21 protein-coding genes are annotated in these 24,555 nt (G+C 31.7%); 6 read left to right on the top strand and 15 right to left on the bottom strand.

Annotated features, from left to right (window positions below):
- The first annotated feature begins 18 nt into the window (after nt 1-18).
- Together C7H52_RS05200 and C7H52_RS05195 are read left to right on the top strand one after the other, a co-directional pair.
- On the top strand, nt 19-1,404 hold the full coding sequence (locus tag C7H52_RS05200; RefSeq protein WP_181256207.1) for a putative hexosyltransferase: 1,386 nt from the start codon (nt 19-21) through the stop codon (nt 1,402-1,404).
- 114 nt (nt 1,405-1,518) lie between these two features.
- Nucleotides 1,519-2,121: a porin family protein gene (locus tag C7H52_RS05195; protein ID WP_106462819.1), complete on the top strand. Its 603-nt coding sequence runs from the start codon at nt 1,519-1,521 to the stop codon at nt 2,119-2,121.
- A gap of 145 nt (nt 2,122-2,266) precedes the next feature.
- Here the strand turns inward: C7H52_RS05195 and C7H52_RS05190 are convergent, their stop codons facing one another.
- The 7 genes from C7H52_RS05190 to C7H52_RS05160 form a co-directional block, all read right to left on the bottom strand.
- Nucleotides 2,267-2,611: a hypothetical protein gene (locus tag C7H52_RS05190; RefSeq protein WP_106462818.1), complete on the bottom strand. Its 345-nt coding sequence runs from the start codon at nt 2,609-2,611 to the stop codon at nt 2,267-2,269.
- 123 nt (nt 2,612-2,734) lie between these two features.
- Nucleotides 2,735-3,526, bottom strand: coding sequence for an RMD1 family protein (locus C7H52_RS05185; RefSeq protein WP_106462817.1), 792 nt, complete (start codon nt 3,524-3,526; stop codon nt 2,735-2,737).
- Between the two features lie 2 nt (nt 3,527-3,528).
- On the bottom strand, nt 3,529-3,861 hold the full coding sequence (locus C7H52_RS05180) for a hypothetical protein (protein WP_106462816.1): 333 nt from the start codon (nt 3,859-3,861) through the stop codon (nt 3,529-3,531).
- 20 nt (nt 3,862-3,881) lie between these two features.
- Nucleotides 3,882-5,414 carry a bifunctional GNAT family N-acetyltransferase/carbon-nitrogen hydrolase family protein gene (locus C7H52_RS05175; RefSeq protein WP_106462815.1) on the bottom strand — a complete coding sequence of 511 codons (1,533 nt, stop codon included), beginning with the start codon at nt 5,412-5,414 and terminating at the stop codon, nt 3,882-3,884.
- A complete protein-coding gene (locus C7H52_RS05170; RefSeq protein WP_106462814.1) occupies nt 5,414-6,388 on the bottom strand; it encodes a deoxyhypusine synthase family protein in 975 nt (324 codons plus the stop codon). The genes C7H52_RS05175 and C7H52_RS05170 overlap by 1 nt, the downstream gene beginning before the upstream one ends.
- Nucleotides 6,378-7,316, bottom strand: coding sequence for an agmatinase (gene speB / locus C7H52_RS05165; RefSeq protein ID WP_106462813.1), 939 nt, complete (start codon nt 7,314-7,316; stop codon nt 6,378-6,380). Before speB ends, C7H52_RS05170 begins: the two co-directional genes overlap by 11 nt.
- A complete protein-coding gene (locus C7H52_RS05160) occupies nt 7,306-8,703 on the bottom strand; it encodes a type III PLP-dependent enzyme domain-containing protein (protein WP_106462812.1) in 1,398 nt (465 codons plus the stop codon). The genes speB and C7H52_RS05160 overlap by 11 nt, the downstream gene beginning before the upstream one ends.
- Nucleotides 8,704-9,151: 448 nt before the next feature.
- Between C7H52_RS05160 and C7H52_RS05155 the strand changes: the two genes are divergently transcribed.
- Nucleotides 9,152-9,559, top strand: a complete 408-nt coding sequence (locus C7H52_RS05155; RefSeq protein ID WP_106462811.1) for a carboxypeptidase-like regulatory domain-containing protein — start codon at nt 9,152-9,154, stop codon at nt 9,557-9,559.
- A gap of 9 nt (nt 9,560-9,568) precedes the next feature.
- Complete coding sequence (locus C7H52_RS05150; protein WP_106462810.1) at nt 9,569-10,579, top strand: transglutaminase domain-containing protein; 1,011 nt, start codon at nt 9,569-9,571, stop codon at nt 10,577-10,579.
- A gap of 33 nt (nt 10,580-10,612) precedes the next feature.
- Here C7H52_RS05150 and C7H52_RS05145 read toward each other — a convergent pair whose 3' ends face one another.
- The 4 genes from C7H52_RS05145 to C7H52_RS05130 all read right to left on the bottom strand — a co-directional run bounded on the left by C7H52_RS05145 (nt 10,613) and on the right by C7H52_RS05130 (nt 14,542).
- On the bottom strand, nt 10,613-11,464 hold the full coding sequence (locus tag C7H52_RS05145; RefSeq protein WP_106462809.1) for a pseudouridine synthase: 852 nt from the start codon (nt 11,462-11,464) through the stop codon (nt 10,613-10,615).
- Between the two features lie 85 nt (nt 11,465-11,549).
- Nucleotides 11,550-12,455 (bottom strand): geranylgeranylglycerol-phosphate geranylgeranyltransferase, encoded by a 906-nt coding sequence (locus C7H52_RS05140; RefSeq protein ID WP_106462808.1) that lies wholly within the window; start codon nt 12,453-12,455, stop codon nt 11,550-11,552.
- A 28-nt stretch (nt 12,456-12,483) separates the two neighbouring features.
- Nucleotides 12,484-13,413: a mevalonate kinase family protein gene (locus C7H52_RS05135; protein ID WP_106462807.1), complete on the bottom strand. Its 930-nt coding sequence runs from the start codon at nt 13,411-13,413 to the stop codon at nt 12,484-12,486.
- Between the two features lie 49 nt (nt 13,414-13,462).
- Nucleotides 13,463-14,542: a diphosphomevalonate/mevalonate 3,5-bisphosphate decarboxylase family protein gene (locus C7H52_RS05130; RefSeq protein ID WP_106462806.1), complete on the bottom strand. Its 1,080-nt coding sequence runs from the start codon at nt 14,540-14,542 to the stop codon at nt 13,463-13,465.
- Between the two features lie 160 nt (nt 14,543-14,702).
- Here C7H52_RS05130 and C7H52_RS05125 point away from each other — a divergent pair, with 160 nt between their 5' ends.
- Complete coding sequence (locus C7H52_RS05125; protein WP_181256206.1) at nt 14,703-15,236, top strand: TetR/AcrR family transcriptional regulator; 534 nt, start codon at nt 14,703-14,705, stop codon at nt 15,234-15,236.
- Between the two features lie 4 nt (nt 15,237-15,240).
- On the opposite strand, the gene C7H52_RS05120 is transcribed toward C7H52_RS05125, so the two are convergent.
- From C7H52_RS05120 to C7H52_RS05110, 3 genes are read right to left on the bottom strand one after another with little or no spacing between them, the layout of a single operon-like run.
- Nucleotides 15,241-16,452 (bottom strand): BaiN/RdsA family NAD(P)/FAD-dependent oxidoreductase, encoded by a 1,212-nt coding sequence (locus C7H52_RS05120; protein ID WP_106462804.1) that lies wholly within the window; start codon nt 16,450-16,452, stop codon nt 15,241-15,243.
- Nucleotides 16,449-17,126, bottom strand: a complete 678-nt coding sequence (locus tag C7H52_RS05115; protein ID WP_106462803.1) for a glycerophosphodiester phosphodiesterase — start codon at nt 17,124-17,126, stop codon at nt 16,449-16,451. The genes C7H52_RS05120 and C7H52_RS05115 overlap by 4 nt, the downstream gene beginning before the upstream one ends.
- A gap of 2 nt (nt 17,127-17,128) precedes the next feature.
- Nucleotides 17,129-20,842: a metallophosphoesterase gene (locus C7H52_RS05110; protein WP_106462802.1), complete on the bottom strand. Its 3,714-nt coding sequence runs from the start codon at nt 20,840-20,842 to the stop codon at nt 17,129-17,131.
- Between the two features lie 53 nt (nt 20,843-20,895).
- Between C7H52_RS05110 and C7H52_RS05105 the strand changes: the two genes are divergently transcribed.
- On the top strand, nt 20,896-22,140 hold the full coding sequence (locus C7H52_RS05105; protein ID WP_106462801.1) for a Pycsar system effector family protein: 1,245 nt from the start codon (nt 20,896-20,898) through the stop codon (nt 22,138-22,140).
- A 7-nt stretch (nt 22,141-22,147) separates the two neighbouring features.
- On the opposite strand, the gene C7H52_RS05100 is transcribed toward C7H52_RS05105, so the two are convergent.
- Complete coding sequence (locus C7H52_RS05100; protein WP_106462800.1) at nt 22,148-24,514, bottom strand: GAF domain-containing protein; 2,367 nt, start codon at nt 24,512-24,514, stop codon at nt 22,148-22,150.
- Nucleotides 24,515-24,555 lie beyond the last annotated feature (41 nt).

Raw genomic sequence — 24,555 nt, 5'->3', positions numbered from 1 at the left:
CTGTGCTATTTTAATTAAATGAATCTTTTAAGTTTTTTAAAATCTAGATCTACTCCGCTTATTGCGTTTATACTTTGCTTTACGCTTTATAACTGGTTTGCTTACAACTTAGTACGGGAACAATTCAGCTTACTTTTAACGCTTTATAGTATTTTATGTTTAAGCTTTGTGTATCTATTAAAATACGCCACATTAAGTTTTAAACAATTAAGCTATATGGCTTTTGTGTTTAGAGCCTTGTTTATTTTAGCCATTCCAAACCTGTCTCAGGATTTTTACCGATTTATATGGGATGGACGTTTAATCTGGGAAGGTTTAAACCCTTATTTATTTACGCCAAACCAGCTATTGGATTTAGGAAATTTACCCATAGCAGAGATAGACACGTTATATCAAGGTATGGGAGCACTTAGTGCCATGCATTATAGTAATTACCCACCACTTAATCAGTTATGCTTTCTATTGGCTGCAGTATGGAGTTCTAAGAGTATTTTAGGCAGTGTCATTGTTTTAAGGTTACTAATTATTGCTGCCGACTTCGGCGTGTTGTATTATGGTAAAAAACTATTAACAACGCTTAACTTAAACCCCAAACTAATATTCTGGTATATTTTAAATCCGTTTATTATTATAGAACTCACAGGAAATTTACATTTTGAAGGCGTAATGATTTTCTTTTTAATAAGTAGTCTTTATGCCTTAGTTAAGCAAAAATGGCTGTTAAGCGCTTTTTTGTTAGGCTGTTCAATTTCTATAAAACTAATTCCTTTATTATTGTTACCAGTATTTTTCTGGTGGTTTATAAAAAATAAGCAGCAGTCTACTTTAAAAAACTTCGTTCAATTGTGCACTTTTTACACCTTAGTTTTAGGTGTTGTCCTATTAAGTTTTTTACCTTTTTTATCTCAGGAACTTATAACTAATTACGCGACAACCATTAGATTATGGTTTGGTAATTTTGAGTTTAATGCCAGCTTTTATTATGTGTTTCGAGAAATAGGCTATTGGTTTCGAGGTTATAACGAAATCCAAATTATTGGTAAAATTACACCCTTAGTAGTAATCATGATGACTTTATTGATTAGCTTTTTAAGAAAAAACCCAGAGCCCAAAGCATTAATACACTCTTTACTATTTGTACTAAGTTTTTACCTATTTACCAGCACAACCATACATCCATGGTACATAGCCACTTTACTTATGTTAAGTGTATTTACCAATTACAGTTATATTGTTGTTTGGAGTTTTACCGTGTTTCTTAGTTATTATACCTATTCTCAACCAGATTTTAAAGAAAGTTATATAGTACTATGTTTACAGTATGTGCCCGTATATTTACTTTTTATTTGGGAAGTAATATTAAAGCGACCAATACCTTTCACTATGCTAAAAGTGAGAACTTGAAACTTTATGTTTTAGATTTTAATTTATTTAAATTAATTTCGCCCGAAGATATTTTACCCGATATTTAAGTTAAATTAAATTTAGCTTACTAACCATATAACCAAATTATAAAAAATGAAAAAACTATTATTACCTCTATTTATTTTATGTTTTATTATTACAAATGCTCAAGATTCAAAATTTGAAATAGGTCCAGAAATTGGAGTTAACTTTAGTAACTATGCTTTTAGCGATGACGATTATGAGAACGAGTCTCTAACTCGAATTTCTGTTGGAGCAATTGCTAAGATTAATTTTTCAGAACATTGGTCGCTAAAAGGAAAATTAAGATATGACGGAAAAGGCTCTAAAGCGAAAGATGGGTCGTTTGAAGAAAAACTTAATTACATCACTCTACCTGTTATGGCTGAATGGAATTTTGGTAATGGAAATTTAAAAGGTTACTTAAATTTTGGACTTTACGTAGGATTTCTAACTTCTGCTACAACAGAATTTGAAAATGGTGAAGAGTTAAACATCGAAGACGCTGTAAAATCAACCGATTTTGGTGGTGCTTACGCAATTGGAATGATGTATAAGTTAAAAGAAAACATGAATTTAATTTTTGAAATTGGAGGACAAACTGGGGCAATCGACATAGAAGACGGAGAAGGTTCTGCAGTTATCATAAGAAATCAGATTTTAAGTGTAAACATTGGAGTTACATTTGGTTTATAATACACTTCTATTTTTAAAAATTTTTATAAACTAACTTCGTCAAAAAAGTAAGGATGCAAAACATTAAAAATGACTTCATTTCAGGTCATTAAACAAAAAACCACCTTTATTGAGGTGGTTTTTTCTTATCTATTCTTAAACTAAGTTACAATTTTACTAAAGAAACAATCGTTAAAAATTCGGTTTCTTCTTCGTTTCCAAATTCATCTTCCATCGTTTCAGTAAGTACGTTATAGGTTACTTTAAAGCTTTTACCTACAAATTCCTGAGACGTTAAATCGTAAGTTTTTAAAATGGTTTCGTCAATTTCTTGGAAGGTTATCGTGTTTTCAACGCCATTTTTAGTCACAATAAAATTATAACCATAATCTTCTAAACCATCATAAACCGCTGTAACGGTTACTTTATCTTGTAAACTAGTTGGTGCTGTAAAAGAAAACAGACTACCAATAACTAAAGTCATTATTACTACTTTTAAAATTGTTTTCATGTTGCTATGTGTTTAAATACTAAAATTTATGTTTTACGGGTCGGAGTTTTACCACTACAAGTCCGAGATGCTTTTAGTTAACTATATAAACATAGTAAACACGTGGTCGTGATATGTACGTCTTTAAATCCCTATAAATTTTATTATTTTTTCCACAAACATGTCAAATACTTCAATTACAATTAAGATGATTATAATCCACTCGAGACGACTACTCTCCTTATGGTCCATAATATCCTTAAAAAGCTCTAAATTCTCTTTAATAATGTCTATACGCTCATGTATAGAACGGTAACGGTTTTGTAGGTCGAAAGTTTTTTTAAGTTCTATACTTACCGTGTTTAAAATTTCATTATCCCAAGTACTGTCTGGTGAGTCAAAAATGTACAGGTTTTCTGAAATTCTATTTTTAATGTTTAAAATCTTACCAATAAACTTTTTCAGTTTATGTCCTGAAATGTCCAACTTACCTTTTTCTTCTAAAAAACGGGTGTGTTGATTAATTTCAATTATTAATGATTCTGTAATTTCATCATAACGATCTAGCGCAACCGATTGTGACGTGTTTAGCATCACTAAACGAATCATGTCCTGATCTAAACTTGGTATAATAATTTTTTCAAATCCTACTTTAAGCTGCTTTTCTTCTACAAAAACCTCTATATCATCAAACAGCGGGTTTTTAAATACATTGTTACAACTTGGTTGTATAGTTTTAATAATGCTTTGAATCTGGCTGTCTTCAACATTAAAAAAGCTAACTACTCCATATTGAAATACATACACGTATGCATTTTCTGAAATGGTATAAAACGCTTCGTCACTATCCTGAAAAAGCAATTGCCAAGACAATTGCTTTTTTATTTCTTTAATATTAATAGTGCTTGCTACCTGATAAGCAACAACGTGATGCATGACTAAAAATCGCCCGTATTATCGTCTTCGTCTGTCAATTCTGGATCTACCACTGCAGTTGGATCGTCCTCTTCGAAGTCTTCATAATCGTCCTCGTCGTAATTCTCCATAGTCTGTACTAATTTAGTACTTACTTTTACAAGATACTTGGTATCTTCCGTAGTCACTTCAACACATTCTACCCATTCGTTTTGAGCATTTTTAAACTCAATAATATGATCTTCATCATAACCATCTGGGTATTTATCTACTAATAGTTTTAGTATTTCCGGCGTCAATTTTTTAAAATCTACGATAACGCGTTTTAAATTGTCTGGTCCTTTTCTTAATGCCATAATTCTTTTTCTATTCTTTTTTATTTTTTTACTCTAATAACATCGTAAACATCTTTACGTCTGTCTTTTAAATTTTTTACTGCTCCAAATGAATGTAATTCTCTTAGTAAACTAATATCTACATCGGCTACTAAAATCATTTCTGTATTTGTTGTTGCTTCTGCTTTAATACCGTTACTTGGAAATGAAAAATCGCATGGTGTAAATACGGCAGATTGCGCGTATTGAATATCCATATTATTTACATTTGGTAAATTCCCAACGCTTCCGGCAATTGCCACGTAACATTCATTCTCTACAGCTCTTGCTTGCGCACATAAACGCACACGAGAATATCCATTTTGAGTGTCTGTTAAAAACGGTACAAATAAAATATCCATACCTTCATCGGACAATAACCTTGATAGTTCCGGAAACTCCGAATCGTAACAAATTAGTATCCCTATTTTACCTGCATCGGTTTCAAAGGTTTGTAATTTATGTCCACGTTGCATACCCCAAACTTTTGCTTCATCTGGTGTTACATGAATTTTCTCATAACGCTCCAAACTACCATCTCTTCGGCATAAATAACCTACATTATACAACTTATCATCTATTAATTCTGGCATACTACCAGTAATAATATTGATGTTATAGGAAATAGACAGTTGTTGCATTTTATCTACAATCTCTTTGGTGTATTTAGCAAGTTGCCTAATAGCATCCGGCTCGTGTAAGTGATTGTATTTAGCCATTAAAGGCGCATTAAAAAACTCTGGAAATAATGCAAAGTCCGAGCGGTAAGCTGCGACACTGTCTACAAAATATTCCACCTGCTGCATTAACTCCTCAAGACTATTATAGGTACGCATTTGCCACTGTATAAGTCCTAAACGAACCACCGTTTTAACGGTACTCGCTTTTTTATTGACTTTTGCGTAGTAAATATTATCCCATTCCATTAACACTGCGTATTCACTCGATGCTGAATCTCCGGGCAAATAGCCTTTTATAATTCTAAGCGGATGAAAGTCGTTAGACATTTGAAAATTTAAAACAGGATCGTGAATCTCTTTACGTTTTACTTTTTCAATATATTGCTTTGGCGTTAATTCATTTTGATGTTGATGGTAATTAGGCATTCGACCACCAAATACGATACCTTTTAAATTTAATTCTTCACAAACCTCTTTACGGTAATCGTATAAACGTCTTCCTAAACGTAAGCCTCTAAATTCTGGTTTTATAAAAACATCAATACCGTACATGATATCTCCGTTTGGGTCGTGGTTTACAAACTTATCACCTTTAATAATATCTGCATAAGTATGGTTGTCCTCTACTTTATCATAATCTACAATAAGAGAAAGGGCACAACCAGCAATAACACCATCAATTTTTATAACAACTTGACCTTTAGGAAAAATAGTAGTTAAGCGCTCTATATGATGTTTTTTCCAATACGAATCCAATACACCACCATAAGACTCTAAAGTTGCCGATTTAAGCTCTTCAAAATCTTCTACCGTAAGGTATTTTAATTCGATATTTTCAATTTTATGCTCGTCCATTATTGATTTAAAATATAAGCAAAAATTAACGGCGCTACAATAGTAGCATCGCTTTCCACTATAAATTTAGGTGTATCAATATCTAATTTACCCCATGTAATTTTTTCGTTTGGTACAGCTCCAGAATACGACCCATAACTGGTTGTAGAGTCCGAAATTTGACAGAAGTAACTCCAGAATGGCGTGTCTTCACGTTCCATATCTTGATATAACATTGGCACCACACAGATTGGAAAATCTCCCGCAATTCCTCCTCCAATCTGGAAGAAACCAATCCCTTTTTGAGAATTATTGGTGTACCAGTCTGCTAAAAATGTCATGTATTCAATACCTGACTTCATGGTACTTGCTTTAAGCTCTCCTTTAAGGACATAACTTGCAAAAATATTACCCATTGTACTATCTTCCCAACCTGGGCAGATAATTGGTAAGTTTTTTTCTGCAGCAGCATACATCCAAGAATCTTTTAAATCAATCTCGTAATACTCTTCTAAAACGCCAGATAATAGCATTTTATACATGTATTCATGTGGCAAATAACGTTCGCCTTTAGCTTCGGCATCTTTCCAAATTTTTACAATGTGTTTTTGCAAACGACGAAACGCTTCTTCTTCAGGTATACACGTGTCTGTTACTCTATTTAAACCTTTTTCTAATAAATCCCATTCGTCTTGTGCTGTTAAATCTCTATAGTTTGGCACACGCTTGTAGTGCGAATGTGCAACTAAATTCATAATGTCTTCTTCCAAATTGGCTCCGGTACAAGAAATAATTTGCACTTTGTCCTGACGAATCATTTCAGCAAAACTTTTACCTAATTCTGCAGTACTCATTGCTCCAGCCAGAGATACTAACATTTTAGCGCCATTAGCTAATTGTGCTTCGTATCCTTTAGCCGCATCTACCAAAGCAGCTGCATTAAAGTGTAAATAATGGTGTTCTATAAATTGTGAAATTGGTCCTTTAGTACTCATCGTCTTCGTTATATTTTGCGCTATTATTTTTTTGTTTTGTATTATCGTATGCGTTATCATATTCGTCTCCTGCAGCATCATTTTGAAACTTGTAGCTTAACATTTTGTAGTATAGTTTAGCAGCTAAAAAGTCTGAAGATTTTTCAACTTTATTAGGGCATAATTCTACTATATCAAAACCTACTACATTTTTCTCTTCAAAAACCTGCTTAAGGAAATCTAATGTTTCGTACCACAACATTCCGCCTGGCTCAGGAGTTCCTGTTCCTGGACAAATTGAAGGATCGAAAGCATCTAAATCTATGGTAATAAATACATTTTCTGTCATCTGGTCTATTGCAGAGTCCATCCAAGTATCGTCTAAAGCCATTTCGTGAGCGAAATACGTTTTATCTTTATCCATTACCGTGGTTTCAATAACGTCCATAGAACGGATTCCTACTTGAATTAAATTTGTATTCTGACTTGCTTCATATAAAGCACACGCATGATTGCATTTAGAACCATCATATTCTTTACGTAAATCGGCATGAGCATCTAATTGCAAAACCGTTAAGCTAGGATACATTTCGTTAAAAGCACGAATAGTGCCTATAGAAATTGAATGCTCTCCACCAAAAATGGTTACAAACTTATTTTTCTTAATATATTTTTTAGTTGCAGCATGAACAGCTTCTACCATAGCTTCTGGTGAAGCATCTTCAGTAACAGCATCTGCCAGATAAACCCCTTGCTTGTAAACTTCAGTCTCAGTCTCAATATCGTAAAGTTCCATGTTTTCTGAAGCATTTAAAAATGCTTCTGGACCTTTATCGGCACCTTTTTGCCACGTGCTTGTCCCGTCATAAGGCACAGGAATTAATACAATTTTTGCCTGCTCTAATTTTGCGAATTCATCTGGAATTCCTGCATAGTTGTTAGTTTGCATAACCTAAAATTTTAAGTAAGTCTTCACTTTTTTGTTGTTCGTTAAATACTGTTTTTACTAAATTTCCATTTTCATCTTTATCGATTAAAATGTGCTTTGGTGTTGGGATTAAGCAGTGCTGTAACCCGCCATATCCACCAATGGTTTCCTGATAAGCTCCTGTATTAAAAAAGCCTATATATAAAGGTTTATCTTTATTATATTTAGGTAAATAAATAGCGTTCATGTTTTGTTCACTATTGTAATAATCGTCACTATCGCAAGTTAAACCACCTAATAATACACGCTCATAAGATTCGTTCCAGCGGTTTAAGGCTAGCATAATAAAGCGTTTATTAATAGCCCATGTATCTGGTAAAGTTGTGATAAAAGAGGAATTAATCATATTCCACTTCTCACGATCGTTTTGTTGTTTCTGATATAAAATTTCATAAATAGCGCCGCCACTCTCACCTACAGTAAAACTTCCAAACTCTGTAAAAATGTTTGGAACATCTACCTCTTCATTTTCGCAGGTAATTTTTATTTGATTAACGATTTCATCTACTAAATAATCGTATTCAAAATCGAATAACAACGAGTTTTTAATAGGAAATCCACCACCAATATTTAAACTATCCAAACTTGGACAAATCTTTTTAAGACTGGTGTATACTTTTAAACATTTTAAAAGCTCATTCCAGTAATATGCTGTATCACGAATACCAGTATTTATAAAAAAGTGAAGCATTTTAAGCTCTACTTTAGGATTGTCTTTAATTTGCTTATTAAAAAAAGGAACAATGTTTTTATAACCTATCCCTAAACGAGATGTATAAAACTCAAATTTTGGTTCTTCTTCCGATGCAATACGAATTCCAATTTTAAATGTATCATCAATCTGCTCGGAAAGCAAATCAATTTCTTCATAATTATCTATAATAGGAATACAGTTTTTCTGACCGTTATTAATTAGTCGCGCAATGTTTGTAACATATTGTGCACGCTTAAAACCGTTACTAATAACGTAAGTCTCATTGGTTATCTTTCCTTCTTTCTTTAAGTTTTCTACAATATCGATATCAAATGCCGAAGAGGTTTCAATATGGATATCATTTTTTAAAGCTTCATTTAAAACATGTTTAAAATGAGAACTTTTTGTACAATAGCAATAATTGTAAGTTCCTTTATAATCATGTTTTTTTATAGCATCGCTAAACCATGTTTTTGCACGATTAATGTTTTTAGAAATTTGAGGTAAATAGGTAAACTTTAAGGGTGCACCATATTCTTCTACTAATTCCATTAAATCAATATCATGAAAGTTTAGTTTGTTATTCTCAAGTGTAAATTCCTCTTGGGGAAAATCATAGGTTTGACTGATTAAGTCGATATATTTCGTGTTCATTCTGATAAAATTATTAATCTTAATTTAAAAAACAGGTATATTCTCTGTTAAATAACCATTAAATAATAAAAAAATCAGATTTGAATGATGCGTTCACTTGTAGGTGCAAACGCATATACATGCTGGCTAGCATATATGGTCGTAAAAGCGGAAGTTAGCTTTAAAATTCGGTTGCTTAAACGGTAAGCTGCTTTTGAAAATGACTTCCACATTTCCAATTGCCCGAACATAGAAACAGTGTTCAAAAATGTTCAGCTAAATGCAGTACAAATGAAAACTAAAAAATGATGCAAAATTCTATTTAACAAAAATTTAACATTCTACTATTTTACTTTACTCCTTTAAAAGTGCAACACACTATTTAAAAGGGCTTACACACTCATTATCACTTTTAAATCCTTCTGCTTAGAGTTAGTTTTAAATCCTATTAACTAATAAATTAAACATTATGAAAACTCAAACACGCTTAATTCAATTTAAAAAAACCCTTATGCTTTTAGTATTCGGTATGGCTATTCAATTCTCTAATGCGCAAGAGAGTCCGGAGCCATCTACAAAAAACTCTTTAGTAATTAAGGGACAAGTAACAGACAGTGAAGGCTTCCTTCCCGGAACCAGTATTTATTTAAAAGGTAGTAGTATTGGTGTTGTAAGTGATGATTCTGGTAATTATACATTTCCTAAACCACTAGCGGTGGGTGACATCTTAGTTTTCAGCTACCTAGGGTACGAAAAAAAAGAAGTTAAAGTGACAAGTGACACCTTGGTTATTAATCCAAAAATGGAGCTTGAATCTACCGAAATTGTATTAACTGCACTGGATAGAGGCTTACCCTTTAAGTCTAAACGCAAATAAAATATTACTATGAAACTCATCTTTACTATAATTCTCTTAATAGGCTTGGGTCGGTTGCAAGCTCAACAATCTGACTTTAAACACATCTCATTTGATAAGGCAGATCGCATAGCATTGACCCATAAAGATGAGTCTTTAAAGAATTTACCAGAATTAACTTATAAGCTAACAAAAGGCTTAGCGACCGATGTTGAAAAATTCAGGGCTATTTATAAATGGGTTTGCATTTCAGTTTCCAACGATTATAATTTGTGGGATTTAAATGAAAGTAAAAGAAGTAGATTTAAAAATAAAACTGAGAAATTAGAGCAATGGAATGCCAAGATTAAAAAGAAGCTCTACCAGAACTTACTAAAACGAAAACAAACTATCTGCAGTGGTTATGCATTTTTATTAAAAGACCTTTGTGAATTAGCAGGTTTACGTGTAGAAGTGATACATGGTTTTGGAAGAACAGCTTACACCAACTTAAATAAAAACTCTAAACCAAATCACAGCTGGAATAGTGTTTACTTAAATGAAAAATGGTATCTAGTAGACGCCACATGGGCTAGCGGTAAGCAAAACCCAATCACTTTTGAATTTGAGTTTGATTATAGTGATGGGTATTTTTTAGCGCATCCTCAATTATTTAAAACAAACCATTTTCCAATAGATTTAAAATGGCAATTAATTGGTAATGAAACTTTTACATTTCAGTCATTTTTAGCAGCGCCATTATTTTATAGAGATGGGTTTATTTTTATTGAAGAACCAGCACGACTACATAAGTTCCATACCAATATTAATATTAGCGAAACCGGTAAGTTTAGTTACAAATTTAAAATACCTATAGACTCCAAATCTCTAGTTTTTCAGTTAGATGATGGCGTTCAAGTGACGAAAATTTATCCAGAAATAGATATTAGAAATGAAACAACTGTTTTAAGTTATCGTTTTGAACACACAGGGTTTTACGATGTGCATTTACTGTATAATGACACGTATCTTGCAACTTACACTTATAAAGTAGTGCCATAAAAAAAGCCGAAACATAGACGTTTCGGCTTTTAATTATATCATCATTAAAAGATTAAGCTCTTGCGCTGTTAAGTGTTTCCAGTGTCCTCTAGGTAAATCCTTTTTAGTAAGGTGTCCTATAGCCACACAATCTACCTTAGCAATTTCATATTTGAAATGACCAAAAATGGTGTGTAAAATAGAATTTCCTGTGTTTTTAATTTTTAGGCCAATCATGTTTTTTGAAGAGTTGTCGATATAGCTAATTTCTTCAACTGTAATTAACTTTCCTTCATCTCTAAAGCCTTCTTGTATCGCTTTAAAATCTTCAAATTTTAAACTTCTGTCTAATTCAATTTGAAATAAACGCGGTACACCTTTATTAGAATTTGTAAATCGGTTATGAACTGTTTCATCATTAGTCAATAAAATTAAACCTGTAGAGCCTCTACCTAAACGACCAATAGGTTTTATTCTAGAGCTTGTTGCATTTGCAACTAAATCCATTATAGTTTTACCTTTACCTTCACTAGTAGTAGTTGCAAAACCTTTAGGTTTATTTAAAAGCACATAGGCCTTCTTTTCTGGGTTAATTCTTGCACCATCGTAACGCACCTCATCACTTAGCTTTACTTTGTAACCCATTTCGTTAATAATTTTACCATTAACGGTTACAAGTCCCATAGCAATATACTGGTCTGCATCCCTACGTGAACAAATACCAGAATTGGCTATATATTTATTTAAGCGCATTTCGTCCTTGTTTCCAGACGTTGCTTTTTTAACTGGTTTTTGTTCTGATTTAACAGCAGGTTTTACAGGTGCTTTTGCATTGGAATAACGACTTTTAGGCTTCGGTTTATTGGCACCTGTCGATTTTCTATTATCATTTCTGTTTTTTGCCATTTTAATAAATTTTGTACAAAGATAGACTTAAATCCTAATTCTTAATCTGAAAGCTAGGTTTTAATATCTTTTATTGAAAAAATAACTATGTTAGGTAAGATTGTATCCTAGAAACATCTATTAAAACAATACTTACTACACCACAAAAAATAATAAATTTTATGAGGTTATGTAATCCTAGCATGTATTTTTTTGATTGTACTAACCATAAAAGAAGTATAAAAATACTAAGCAAGAAAAAGCTTAAATAGAAATAGTATAGCATATATCCCAAATCATGATATTTGAGAATAAAATAAATTGTTACTCCTGTAAAAAAAACTAGAAAACTAATTAGTAGCTTAGAATGTGTTACGCCATACACAATAGGAATAGTTTTGTAATTTAAAGTTAAATCGCCTTTTATGTTTTCTAAATCTTTTACAAGTTCCCGTATTAAGATTAAAAGAAACAAATAAACCGCATGTAAAAAAATAACGCTGGTAAAGTTCTTATAATAGATAAATAGTATAAAAAATGGCGTAATTGTAAGTAATGCAGAAATAATATTACCTATAAACGTGTAGCGTTTTAGTTTATGTGAATAAAACCAGATAAAGAATATATATATTGAAAAAAAACAAACCGCACGGAATGAAACATAACTTGCCATAATTATGGCAGAGAAATTTAACACAAAGTAAAATGATAATTTCGTGTTTTGACTTACCAACTTATCCAGCATACTTTTATTTGGACGATTAATTAAATCCTTCTCACTATCGTAAAAATTATTAATAATATAACCTCCAGCAATACTTGCTGCACATGCTAGAATGAGCATAAAAAGTTTGGGATCTAACACCACGTCTTTAAGACTAAGCTCTGGAGCAAAAATAAAGAGTGCTGCCAAATATTGGGCTAGAAGAATTAAAAGGATATTATAGCCTCGAATAACAGAAAACATACTAAAAAATTTTAGTACAACATGTTTCTGTTTTCTACTAAACATAAGAAAAATAGGATATGTTAGGTTTCGTTTAGAAGTTATATACTACTTCTAATTTATGATCCTTAAGAGATTGCTTTGCTTTTTCAAGATCTTCTGTAAAACCTAGAATGTAACCACCGCCACCAGAACCACATAGTTTTAAATAGTAGTCGTTAGTTTCAATCCCTTTTTGCCATAATTCATGAAATTGCTGAGGAATCATTGGCTTAAAATGACTTAGCGCTACAGTAGATAACTGTTTTGTGTTTTTAAATAAAGATTTGATATCTCCTTTTAAAAAATCATCTACACAAGCATCCGTATATTTAATAAACTTATTTTTAAGCATTTTACGAAAACCAACTTGTTTCATGTTCTCCATAAAAATACTTACCATTGGTGCAGTTTCTCCAACCATACCACTATCCAATAAAAATACACCACCTTTTCCGGTTGCCAGTTGTGCTGGAATTCCTGTAGCTTCTATATGATCTCTGGAATTAATTAAAATTGGTAAACTTAAATAACTATTTAATGGGTCTAATCCTGAAGATTTTCCATGGAAAAAAGATTCCATTTCGGAAAAAATGGCTTTAAGTTTTAATAGTTTTTCTCTAGTTAAATTCTCTAAAACGGTAATTTTATCATACGCGTATTTATCGTAAATAGCAGCTACTAAAGCTCCTGAACTACCCACACCGTAACCTTGAGGAATAGATGAGTCAAAATACATACCTGCAGCTACATCACTTTTTAATTCTTCAATATTAAATGATACGATATCAGCATCGATTTGCTCTAAATAGGTTGCAAATCTTAATAAACTTTCGTTAGAAGATTTTGCTTGTGGTGTTAAATTATCATCACTTTTTAGCGCCCCATTATAAAAATTATAAGGTATAGAAAGCCCTTTAGAATCTTTTATAATTCCATACTCTCCAAATAATAAAATTTTAGAATAAAATAATGGTCCTTTCATGACGATATAAATTAAATACTCAAATTATTAACTAAGATACGACTTTATTTTATACTATATCTGCACCCAAGCCAATTTGGTCGCAAATATAATGTCCATTTTGGCAATATGCAACTAACTCAGTCTTAATGAATTCTAGGACAGCTGCCTTCTCATTTTCAGGATAGAGCACATGTACATTTGCTCCAGCATCCAAAGTGAAACACACATGAGAATTTGTAGCCGCTCTATAAGCCCATATTTTATTTATAATTTCCAAGGTATTTGGCTTCATTAATATATAATATGGTCTACTTGTCATCATCATAGCATGTAAGGTTAGCGCTTCGCTTTCTACAAGTTCTACAAAAGCTTCTAAGTTACCATTTTGTAATATAGCGGTTATATCGGTTAAATTTTTATGCGCTTGTTTAAATCGAGTCTCGGCATAGTCATGACCGTGCATTAAGTTATGCCCAACTGTACTACTAACTTGCTTTTCTCCCTTATCTACTAATAAAATAGTATCCTGATAATTTTTAAAATGGTCATGTACCTTAAAGGGAAATTTAACACCAAATAAATCATTACTATCTTTAATGCTTTCTGTTTTTCCCCAAACCACTAATTCACCTTCAAGACTACGACAAGCACTTCCCGAACCTAAACGTGCTAAAAATGATGTTTTTTTTATGCGCTCTGCTTCGCTTAAATTTAAAACTTGAGACTCTATATCCATTAAACAAGAAGCTAAAGCACTTAATCCTGATGCTGAAGAAGCAATTCCAGAACTGTGGGGAAATGTGTTTTCTGTTATAATATTAAAATGAAACTCTTTTAAAAAAGGAATATATGCCTCTATTCTATTAAAAAACGTTTCTATTTTGGGTTTAAAATCGACGTTTTCTTTACCATCAAGCAAGACATCAAATGAGAATTTTTCGTCTTGTGTTTCTCGTTTTGAATAGCTTAATTTTGTTATGGTTTTACAATGATTAAGGGTAAAGCTTATGGACGGATTTTCTGGAATTTGATGCTTTTTTTTACCCCAATATTTAACCAAAGCAATATTACTTGGTGATTGATAAGTTACTTCTCCATTTGGAATTTGATCAGCATTGTAAGTTGCTTTAAATTGATCAGAGTTCATGCTTTTTTATTTAAAACTCAAATATAATGGTATTTCGCATAACTTTTAACATCACACTACAGCTTAATTAATTTTAAAGTATTAATTTTGCAATAAGATTCACACCAACAATAAGAATTACATAATAAAAATGGACAAAAAGCAGCGAATATTATTAACAATGCTTGAACTTTCTGCGAAAAATGGATTAAATGCAACACCAATTTCAAAAGTTGCAAAAGAAGCCAATGTTGCCGTAGGAACTATATATCACTATTACGACACAAAAGAAGATATTGTAAAAGAGCTGTACTCCATAATAGTACAAGATTTGGCTAAAATGCTTGTTTTAAATCGTGACATTTCAAAACCCTACAAAGAGCAGTATCACCAATTATGGTTAAATTTTTATAATTATTTTATTGCTAATCCTTCTGCTTTTTTCTTTATGGACAATGTCGCTATACCTCCGGTAATAGATAATGAGGAAGTGGATAAAAATGTAGTGCATTACCGTGGGTTAAAAGAATTCATGATGCAAGGTATTAACGAGAAGCATTTAAAAAATGTTGAACTTAAACTTTTAATGCAAATGGGTTTTGGAAACTTAATTGCTATTTCTAAAATTAGACTTCGAGAGGAACTAGTTATGGATGAGCAGCAAATTAATGATGCTTTTGAAATGTCTTGGGATTGTATCCGATATATTGAATAATTAACTATTCACCTAATTGTTTTGCAATTATGAAACCGCTGGTCCAGGCATTCTGGAAATTAAATCCGCCGGTTACACCATCTATGTTTAATATTTCCCCTGCAAAATAAAGATTCTTATGTTGCTTGGATTCAAACGTTTTAAAATTAACCTCTTTTAAATCGATACCACCAGCTGTAACAAATTCTTCTTTAAAAGTACTTTTACCATTTATTTGAAATACAGCTGATGTAAGCTGTTGTGCTAATGCTTCTAAAGCTGCTTTATTAACATCTGCCCAAGTTACTAGTTCTCCAATTTCAGCATGCAAGACCAATGTTTTCCATAAGCGTTTTGGCAGCTCAAATTGTGCAAATTTTAAAATGGTTTTTTTTCCCAACTCGTGTTTAAAGCTCATAAGTTGATTTAAGGTCTGCAGGTAAGTCTGGTTTATAAAATTGATTTTTATGTTAAACTTATACTTAACTGCCGCAAGTTCTAAAGCGCCATAGGCTGATAATTTTAAAATGGAAGGCGCACTAAATCCCCAGTGAGTAAATAATAATGGCCCTGAAGATGATAAATTAGTTCCCAATACCTCTACTTGAACGTCTTGAGCAACCACTCCTGGTATATTTTTTATACGTACATCATCACAATTAAAGGTAAATAGCGATGGTACTGGTGGTACTATTTGGTAACCTTGAGTTTTAAGTAAATTCCAGATTTTAGGATTACTTCCTGTAGCCATAACTAATTTATTACATGAAAATTCATCCGTTTTTGTTGAAACTTGCCAGCCATCAGCTACCTGAGAAAACAGTGTTACCGACTGGTTGGTTAAAATATCTACATTAAACTTTTCAGCTTCAGAAATAAAACAATCTATAATGGTTTGCGAAGTATTTGATTCTGGGAAAATTCTTCCGTCTTCTTCAATCTTAAGTGCAACTCCTCGCTCTTCAAACCAAGACATCGTATCTCCTGTCATAAATGTATGAAATGGTCCTAGAAGTTCTTTTTCTCCTCTTGGATAATTATAGGTTAAGTCTTTAGGAATAAACTCTGCATGGGTTACATTACACCTACCACCACCAGAGATTTTTACTTTTCCTAATACGTCTTTACCGCGTTCTAAAATAGCTATTTTTAATTGTGGAAAATTTTGTGCGGTATTTATAGCAGTAAAAAAGCCTGAAGCTCCTCCACCAATAATTATAATATCATAAGTTTTCATAATCTATCTGGATAGTCGCTTATTATACCGTCAACTTCTAAATCTTTGATGTTTTCTATATCATTAGGATCATTTACCGTCCATGTGATAACTTTTAAACCTAAGTTTTTAGCTTTTAAAACATTTGCTCTGGTTAGTAAAGTGTAATTTGGATGTATGGCAAAAGCGTTTATTTCTTTGGCGAAAGATAATGCTTCTGTAACACTTGCTTGAGTTAAAACAGCTAGTTGAAGTTCTGGATTTAATTTAGCTATGTCTTGAAGTTCTGTTTTTTGAAAACTAGAAACTATAATTTGTTCATTATCTAACCTACCAGATTTGATATAATCTCCAATAATTTTAGCGACTCCAGCTGCTGTGCTTCTACCTTTTAATTCTATATTAATTAACCCTTTATCGGGGATTACATCTAACACATCTTGCAATGTTGGTATTAAAAATTGATTATCTACACGAAGGGTTTTTAAATACGAAAATGGAAATGAAGCTAATTCTCCATTTCCATTTGTCATTCTATTTAATGTAAAATCATGAAAAACCACAATTTCTCCAGTTGCACATTTATGAACATCTATTTCAATTGCATTAACACCTAAGCTAAATGCTTTCGTTATAGATTCCAAAGTGTTTTCGGCTATGTAAGCTTTTGCACCTCTATGTCCAATTTTTAACATGCTTAAAAATTTACTCCAAAACCAAAGGAGAATCTTAAACCATCGACACTGTTGAATAAATTAAACGTTCCACTTAGAGACTCCGCTGCTGTTACCCAGAAACCTCCACCATAAGAGTTGTGCCATTTATCTGATTCTTCACTTCTAACCCAAACACGACCAACGTCTCCTCCCGCAAAAACCCCAAACTGTAATGGCAGTGTTTTTGTTTTTAAAGGTTCAAAACTGTATCGTACATCTGCATTACCTACTAAACCGTACTGACCTGTAAAACGCTCTGTTCTAAAACCTCTTAAACCATTATTACCTCCAATGTTTGCCGCTTGGTAAAACAAATATTCATTTCCTACTCTAATTTGAGTGTTTAATTTTGTTTTTAAAACTAATTTTCTATTGGTTACTAAAGCATTATAAAATGTAAGATCTGAGTTTAAATAACCATAAGTACCTTCCGTACGTTCTGGCTCTGTTTTACCACCTATTTCAAGCTCAAAAAACATACCTCTTGTAGGGTTAATTTTACTATCGTAACCTGCATACAAAAAGTTAGCTTCTGCTCCTGCGAAATAACGTCTTTCGTAAAGCTCAGAATCATTATCTGGTTCTACAAGATTAATAAATCTATCGTTGGTATCTTCAATTTGAATACCTTCTCCAAATACTTTTAAACCAAAATCACTACCAAAATCTCCTTTTCTAACAAAACCTAATGATAAGTGATAAATACTCATTTTAACTCGGTTAAAATCAAAATCTAAATCATCATCAAAATTTAAAGGATTTTCAGTTTCATTACCAAATCCGAAAAAGTTATTTGTAAAATTTGCACTGGTTATTTTACCTCCAATATGAAAGTTCCAGTCTTTTATAATATTAGCAAATTCTCCATCGTAATTAATACTAAATCCTTGTGTGGCAAAAAAGTACCCTGCATTAAACTTATGCTGTTGAGAATATGGGTTTCGTTTAAAACCTTTTACCGTATACGTATTAAAAATTCCTAATTTAACTCCATCATCTGGATTAAACCCGACACTTGGTGCAATCACATTTGTTTTAACAATCCCTTTATTAAAATCGAACAAGTTATTATTATAAATATCGGTTAAAACAATTTGTCCTCCTTTACTTTCTTCTATAGTATTTGGTTTAGATTTATGGTCATAAACTCGAGTTCTCTTACCGTTTTTAATTTTATAGATATCATTATTCTGACCTCCAATAATTCTAGTGAAAATTGGATTTTTAGCATTACCTTTTACTTCAAAAACATCATCATCATCTAAACCATAGACCCATATTTCTTTCGTAATTTCTTTATTAAATGTTCTGTTTAAAAGCGTGTCTGCCTTTTTACCATCTTTAATCCTAAATATTTTAATATTAGTTTCTTTATTTCCTGATCTTGTAATTTCAAAATAATCGTCTTTATCTGTACCTGTAACAATAACCAGTTCATTTAAATAATTATAATATCTAGATGCAATATCTATCATATTAGAACGACGTTCCTTTAAATATCCTTTAATTTCATCAATATTTTTATCTTGTGCTCCTTCAGGTAATTTTGAAAATGCGGTTTCTATAACTTCATCGGTAACATTTTCTTGTAAAAATTTAGCTTGTTTTAACCATGCGTCTTTTTCAGACTGCTGAATTAAAACTTTATCCAATTTAATACCAGCAGAATTCATCCATTTAATGTCTTTTAATTCGCCGTCATAAACTTGCAATTGCTTAGTAGAACCAGAAATTACTCTTAAAATATCTAACAATGCTCCATCAAAATTTGCAAACACTTGGTCTCTATCTCTTGGGATGGGTTTAAAAAGTTTGTCTCCATTCTTTTGGTCAAACTGAGCCCATCTCCATTGATCTTGATGTCTGTCCCAATCTCCAATTAGCATATCAAATAATCGCGCTCTTATATAAGAATTTTCATCAATTTTATACTTTTCGTCTTCACGTATTTTTTCTATAATATCATGAGTACTTTCGATATCGTCTGCATAGCCAAAGTTACGTTCGTTAGTATAGTTTTCTTCTGGACGCTCTTCTATCATATAAAGCTCGCCGCCATATTCAGCATTGTATTCTCCTAAATATTTATGCTTTGGAATGTAATAAAGCTTCGGGTTGGTGTGGTAAACCTTAGCGGCATCAGACAAATCTGGTATTGCTAAAAACGCATAAGGATGAGCTGCTGTGTAAAAATCTAAGACCAAATCTTCTACTTTTGTTTGTGTAAACTGATCTTCAATATAATTTTCTTTAAAGACTACGGTCTGTAAATATTGTGTTGCACTTTTACGCAGTGCTCTCATATTTAACTCTCTTCCATCTTTAGTTTTTAGTCGTAATGATCTAGTTTGATGTCCGCCTCCTTTTCTAACAATTTCTAATCCACCATAAAGTGTATCTAAAGTCGCTACAGGTACTGTAATTTTTTTACTATACATTTCTCTGTAACGATCACCCAATAAAGATTCATAAACACTCGACTTATCAGTTTCACTTTTAGTATAAACTGAGGCTTCTATTTTTTGAGGAAAAGTATCGTTTAGGGTAGACAAGTCGAATGTCTTTCTACTTTCTAATACTTTCTTTTGAAAAAGCAACTCTTTTTTTCCCGCAACTTCTGCATAATAACTTACAAAAGCCTCACCGTTTTTATAAATATTAAATTCTACAAACCCTTGTTTACCAGAACTAAATAAACCATTGTTAGACAATGCCGCAAAAGACTCTTTAGCACCAGATCCTGAAACAATTTGTTTTATACCTTCTTCTTCAATGTATTGTAATGTATGTTCATGACCTGAAGCAAAAACGACGTTATTATATTCCAACGCCATAGTTTCAATACGGTTCATCAATTCATTATAACGTTCGTTATACCTGTCTTGAATTGAAACTCCTCCTTGCGTTCTTATTTGTGTAACTAAAGATGCTAATATTGGCATCGGAATTTTTTTCTGTAAGGGATATAAATGTTTTTTTGCTGCATAAAAACCTCCATGAACTCCATTAGTCTTCATAGGATGATGCATTGCAAATAAGACTGTCTTATTTTGAGCTTTTTTCAATTCGCCTTCCAACTCCTCAAAAAAACGATCTCTCGTTTTAATTTCGCATTCATCATTTATGGTTGGATGTTCATTCCAGTCTTCTAGATACCATTGAGAATCGATTATAATTAACTGTACATCTTTACTAACGTCCAAACTAACTAAAGGACATCCTTTCTCAGGTTGAAACGTGTTTTTACCAAGAGCATCGTCTATATAATCTTCTTCTCGATCCAAACCTTGCAAACCGTTAGAATACCAATCGTGATTACCAGGTATAAAAACAACTTCTCCTTTAAAGTTTTTGGTCGCCTTAATTTGACCTTCTAATGCATTAACTGCATTATCTCTGCCAGCTTCGTCTTTCTTAGGCAAACCAGCTGGATAGATGTTGTCTCCTAAAAAAATCATGTAATCTTTTTTGGTAGATTTATCTTTAATATGCTCGTCTAAAATAGTCAAGCCTTTAGACATACCATTTACTGGAGACTTTCCTGCATCTCCAATTAAATAAAAAGTTTGTATTGGTTTATCTGTTGGTAGATTTTCTATTTTATTATCCTCATCTTTATATTGCTCCTTATACGTTGCACATGCTGAAAATAAAAACACTGCTAGAAGTGTTAGAATTATGTTATTTTTTCTCATAGTCGTGGTTACTGTTAGTTTATTTATTAACTTCAATCCTTTAAATTTATCTTATGAAAACTGACCTAATAAAAAAAACTGAAGATTTCGTTTTTGAGTTATTTAAGAATGAACTTGACAATTCTTTTATCTATCATAATTACACCCATACTAAACGTGTGGTTAAAAGTACCAAAGAAATAATTGAAAATTCTAAAATTAATGTTAATGATGCAGAAATCGTTATTCTTGCGTCTTGGTTGCATGATACGGGTTACACAAAATGCCGAGAAGGTCACGAGGAGGAAAGTGTAAAAATTGCTACTCAGTTTTTAAAATCACAAAATGTTGCTGAAGATAAAATTGAAGCCATAAACAAATGTATTATGGCTACAAAATTTAAAGATTCTCCAAATTCTGAATTAGAAAAGATAATAAGAGATGCAGATGCTTCTCATTTTGGGAAGAAATATTTTGAAGAGGCTAGCGAATTTTTAAGAAAAGAACTAGAAATACAAAACATAAAAAAATATTCGCCTACAGAATGGCTTACAGAAAATATAGATGTACTTGCCAACAAGCATCAATTTTATACAGATTATGCCTTAAAAAATTGGGAAAAACGTAAAGAAAAAAATCTTGGCTCTCTCATTAAAACTAAGAAAAAGCGTAAATCTAAAATTGAAACCGAAAAAATAAAAGCTAAATTAAAAACAAAGTATAAGGATGAAAGTCCTGATAGAGGTATTCAGTCTTTTTATAGGATAACTTTAAAAAACCACATTAAACTAAGTGATATTGCAGATACAAAAGCAAATATTTTACTTTCAGTAAATGCCATAATCATTTCAGTAGTTTTAGCCAATTTAATATCTAAACTAGATACTAATCCATATTTAACCTTACCCACTGTTATTTTTACTTTATTCTGCGTTGTATCTATGGTTTTATCTATAATTGCAACCAGGCCTAATGTTACGCGTGGGGAATTTACTAAAGAAGATGTAAGAAATAAAGATGTTAACTTAACCTTTTTCGGTAATTTTCATAGAATGAAGTTAGAGGATTATGAGTGGGCCATTTCAGAATTGATACAAGATAGGGATTACATCTACTCTTCATTAACTAAAGATTTATATTTTCTAGGAAAGGTTTTAGACAGAAAGTACAGAATTTTAAGAGTAACCTACACGGTTTTCATGGTTGGAATAATCACATCGTTATTTGCTTTTGCTTATGCCGTTAAAACACATCCTACAGCAGATATTGAAGATGTTTTAAAACCAGATGCTACTGAACAGGTTGCTCCTGTAAAATAATTTCAATTTAATGGAGCTCTTGAAAGTCGTTATATGAAAAATATTTTTTAGGCACTTTTAGTTTGTAATTTACACCTACTCTAAGTGCTTTTAGACCAGTTATCCCTTGTAGGTTTTCAAGCTCTAAAAACTCAAGGTCGTTATTTAAAAATGATTTGCTCTGCAAGAAATTGATGTATTTTTTATATTCTTCTGCGTCATCATCTTGAGCATACATTATTGATATTTTACCTGCCTGAGTGACACGTTCTTCTGTTCCTTTTATACAAGCTTTATCAATTCGTTTTTTTACAACTTCGTAACTGGCGTTATAAGCACCATCTACATCAAATTGTTTTTCATCAAATCTAAAATTTATAGATATGGGTTGATTAAATACTAAAATCATCGATGCTATTTGTAGTGCCATAGGGTACGCATCATTATTTTTTTCTATAGTGGTTTCAATCTCACACATGGTTTGAAGTTGCCATAACCTAAGATTGTACAAATGTTCTGTTTTAAAAGAGTCCTCTTTCGTTATAGCTTCACCTATATACATATTATGTTCTACACCATCGGTTTTATAGCGGTCAAAATAATGAGGATAATCTTTTTGTGCGCCTAATTGCCTTATGTCTATTACCTTGGTAATATCTTCGTTTATTGCAGAAACGCTCTCATCAAAATTCTTTCGGTAATAATAAATTGTTTTTAATTCTGGATCTAATTTTTCGTAATATCTATCGACATATGATGTGGTGTTTTTATGATTATTTTTTTGACTATCAAATAACGGTTCTATCTCATTTTTAAAAAATAATTGAAAATCCCGCTCTGTATTTACCTGAATATCTTCATTGAGTTCTTTTTCAAAATGATTTAATTGACTTAGTGTGTTTTTTAAAGCTGAATTTTCTACAATCTCTACTATTAAAATTATAGTTTGCTTAATGAGTTTTAATTGTAGTAATAAATCTTTTTTTGTTGCTTCATTTCTTTCTTTAGAAGATCCTACAATATCTGATTGTCCAAAAAGCGGAAATACATTTTTAAAATTTATTTTTTTGAAACGAGCTTTTACATTGTGATGTTGAGTCTCATACATGTAATGCCTAGCTGCGCTTTCAAATTTCCATTGTACACTTGGGTGTATTGAAGTACATTCTTTTTGAATTATAGCTTGAATTTGATTTTGCTCTTCTTCTTGTGATCTTTTTACTGCTAAACGTATGTATGGCATTACATCTTCCAGCTTATAGGCTTTAAAACTATTTAATTCAAATGGTTTTTTAGACACTAGCTCTAATATACCTAACAATTGCCCTTCATGCGATATTGGTGCAAATATAGCGCTTTCTATACCTTGGCTATGTAAAATACTTAATTGTGGTGAGTCTCCATAAGATAGTCTAAAGGCATCTGAGACATTTGAAATAGAATAATAGTTTTTATCCTTTATTAGGCTGTGAAATGAATGGCTACAAAAGAGACTAGTGCAACATTGAGAATCATCTTTTTGAAGCAAAAAGCTATTTATTTTCGCATCATAAACTTTAATTAATGATGTGTCTTCTTTGTTAAATATTGAAAAGCCAACCTGTAAATCGCTAACATTTAAAAGACTCTTAAAAACCTCTTGAAAATTATTTATAAATAAATCTTTTTCCTGTTTATTATTAGCTATTAAAGAAGCCTTAATGTTGGATATGGCTTGATCTTCTGTAACATCTACCATATTACCAATGACAAACCCATAAAATAGATAACTATTTGGTGGGAATTTTTCTTGCCAGATTTCTAAATCATTAAAATTATCAATTAAATACTCGTAGTCTAATCTTGAAATTTCTGGAGCCGCATCTGTTTTAATAATGTTTACAAAATCGGCATTATACAAAATTTTGTAGGTTCTTTTAAGTCCATTTTTATCGGGAATTTCATAATAAAACGGACGTTTAAAATTTACTTGATACCCATAATATTCGTTTAAAATAATCGCACAAGAAAGAATATACTGATCATTTTCTGGTAAATTAACAATGTTTAGTTGAAATGTATCTCCCGCATTTTTTATAATATTTTTGAAACGCTGGGATGATTTAAATATTTTATTATGAAAAATAACCGAAGCGGTTTTAATTTCATTTAAAGTAAGGACATCACTAAATACATCTTCCAAGATATATTGTATTGGCTCATTTAACCGTTCCAAATCATTAATATTAGAAAACCCATCAATAAGCTCAGGATGTGTTTCTACCAAATGCTCTAATTGCTTTTTTCTGTGCAATTGGTGGTCATTAAGCGTTAGCTGATTATAAACATCTAACAGAACCTGAAATCCAATTTTAATTTTGAAAGGCAAATAAAAGCCATCATTAATATCTTTCATAAGTATAAAAATAAGCAAATAAAAAAGCGTTTCAAATAAAT

The organism is Aurantibacter aestuarii (genome assembly GCF_003008425.1).
In the GTDB taxonomy this organism is placed as follows: domain Bacteria; phylum Bacteroidota; class Bacteroidia; order Flavobacteriales; family Flavobacteriaceae; genus Aurantibacter; species Aurantibacter aestuarii.
The sequence above is the reverse complement of the archived record's forward strand: the minus strand, read 5'-3'. Positions and strand labels throughout refer to the sequence as shown.

Excerpts from the sequence above, each read along its gene's own strand:
- C7H52_RS05200 (WP_181256207.1), top strand. The coding sequence starts at position 19 with ATGAATCTTTTAAGTTTTTTAAAATCTAGATCTACTCCGCTTATTGCG.
- C7H52_RS05195 (WP_106462819.1), top strand. The coding sequence starts at position 1,519 with ATGAAAAAACTATTATTACCTCTATTTATTTTATGTTTTATTATTACA.
- C7H52_RS05190 (WP_106462818.1), bottom strand. The coding sequence starts at position 2,611 with ATGAAAACAATTTTAAAAGTAGTAATAATGACTTTAGTTATTGGTAGT.
- C7H52_RS05185 (WP_106462817.1), bottom strand. The coding sequence starts at position 3,526 with ATGCATCACGTTGTTGCTTATCAGGTAGCAAGCACTATTAATATTAAA.
- C7H52_RS05180 (WP_106462816.1), bottom strand. The coding sequence starts at position 3,861 with ATGGCATTAAGAAAAGGACCAGACAATTTAAAACGCGTTATCGTAGAT.
- C7H52_RS05175 (WP_106462815.1), bottom strand. The coding sequence starts at position 5,414 with ATGGACGAGCATAAAATTGAAAATATCGAATTAAAATACCTTACGGTA.
- C7H52_RS05170 (WP_106462814.1), bottom strand. The coding sequence starts at position 6,388 with ATGAGTACTAAAGGACCAATTTCACAATTTATAGAACACCATTATTTA.
- speB (WP_106462813.1), bottom strand. The coding sequence starts at position 7,316 with ATGCAAACTAACAACTATGCAGGAATTCCAGATGAATTCGCAAAATTA.
- C7H52_RS05160 (WP_106462812.1), bottom strand. The coding sequence starts at position 8,703 with ATGAACACGAAATATATCGACTTAATCAGTCAAACCTATGATTTTCCC.
- C7H52_RS05155 (WP_106462811.1), top strand. The coding sequence starts at position 9,152 with ATGAAAACTCAAACACGCTTAATTCAATTTAAAAAAACCCTTATGCTT.
- C7H52_RS05150 (WP_106462810.1), top strand. The coding sequence starts at position 9,569 with ATGAAACTCATCTTTACTATAATTCTCTTAATAGGCTTGGGTCGGTTG.
- C7H52_RS05145 (WP_106462809.1), bottom strand. The coding sequence starts at position 11,464 with ATGGCAAAAAACAGAAATGATAATAGAAAATCGACAGGTGCCAATAAA.
- C7H52_RS05140 (WP_106462808.1), bottom strand. The coding sequence starts at position 12,455 with ATGTTTAGTAGAAAACAGAAACATGTTGTACTAAAATTTTTTAGTATG.
- C7H52_RS05135 (WP_106462807.1), bottom strand. The coding sequence starts at position 13,413 with ATGAAAGGACCATTATTTTATTCTAAAATTTTATTATTTGGAGAGTAT.
- C7H52_RS05130 (WP_106462806.1), bottom strand. The coding sequence starts at position 14,542 with ATGAACTCTGATCAATTTAAAGCAACTTACAATGCTGATCAAATTCCA.
- C7H52_RS05125 (WP_181256206.1), top strand. The coding sequence starts at position 14,703 with ATGCTTGAACTTTCTGCGAAAAATGGATTAAATGCAACACCAATTTCA.
- C7H52_RS05120 (WP_106462804.1), bottom strand. The coding sequence starts at position 16,452 with ATGAAAACTTATGATATTATAATTATTGGTGGAGGAGCTTCAGGCTTT.
- C7H52_RS05115 (WP_106462803.1), bottom strand. The coding sequence starts at position 17,126 with ATGTTAAAAATTGGACATAGAGGTGCAAAAGCTTACATAGCCGAAAAC.
- C7H52_RS05110 (WP_106462802.1), bottom strand. The coding sequence starts at position 20,842 with ATGAGAAAAAATAACATAATTCTAACACTTCTAGCAGTGTTTTTATTT.
- C7H52_RS05105 (WP_106462801.1), top strand. The coding sequence starts at position 20,896 with ATGAAAACTGACCTAATAAAAAAAACTGAAGATTTCGTTTTTGAGTTA.
- C7H52_RS05100 (WP_106462800.1), bottom strand. The coding sequence starts at position 24,514 with ATGAAAGATATTAATGATGGCTTTTATTTGCCTTTCAAAATTAAAATT.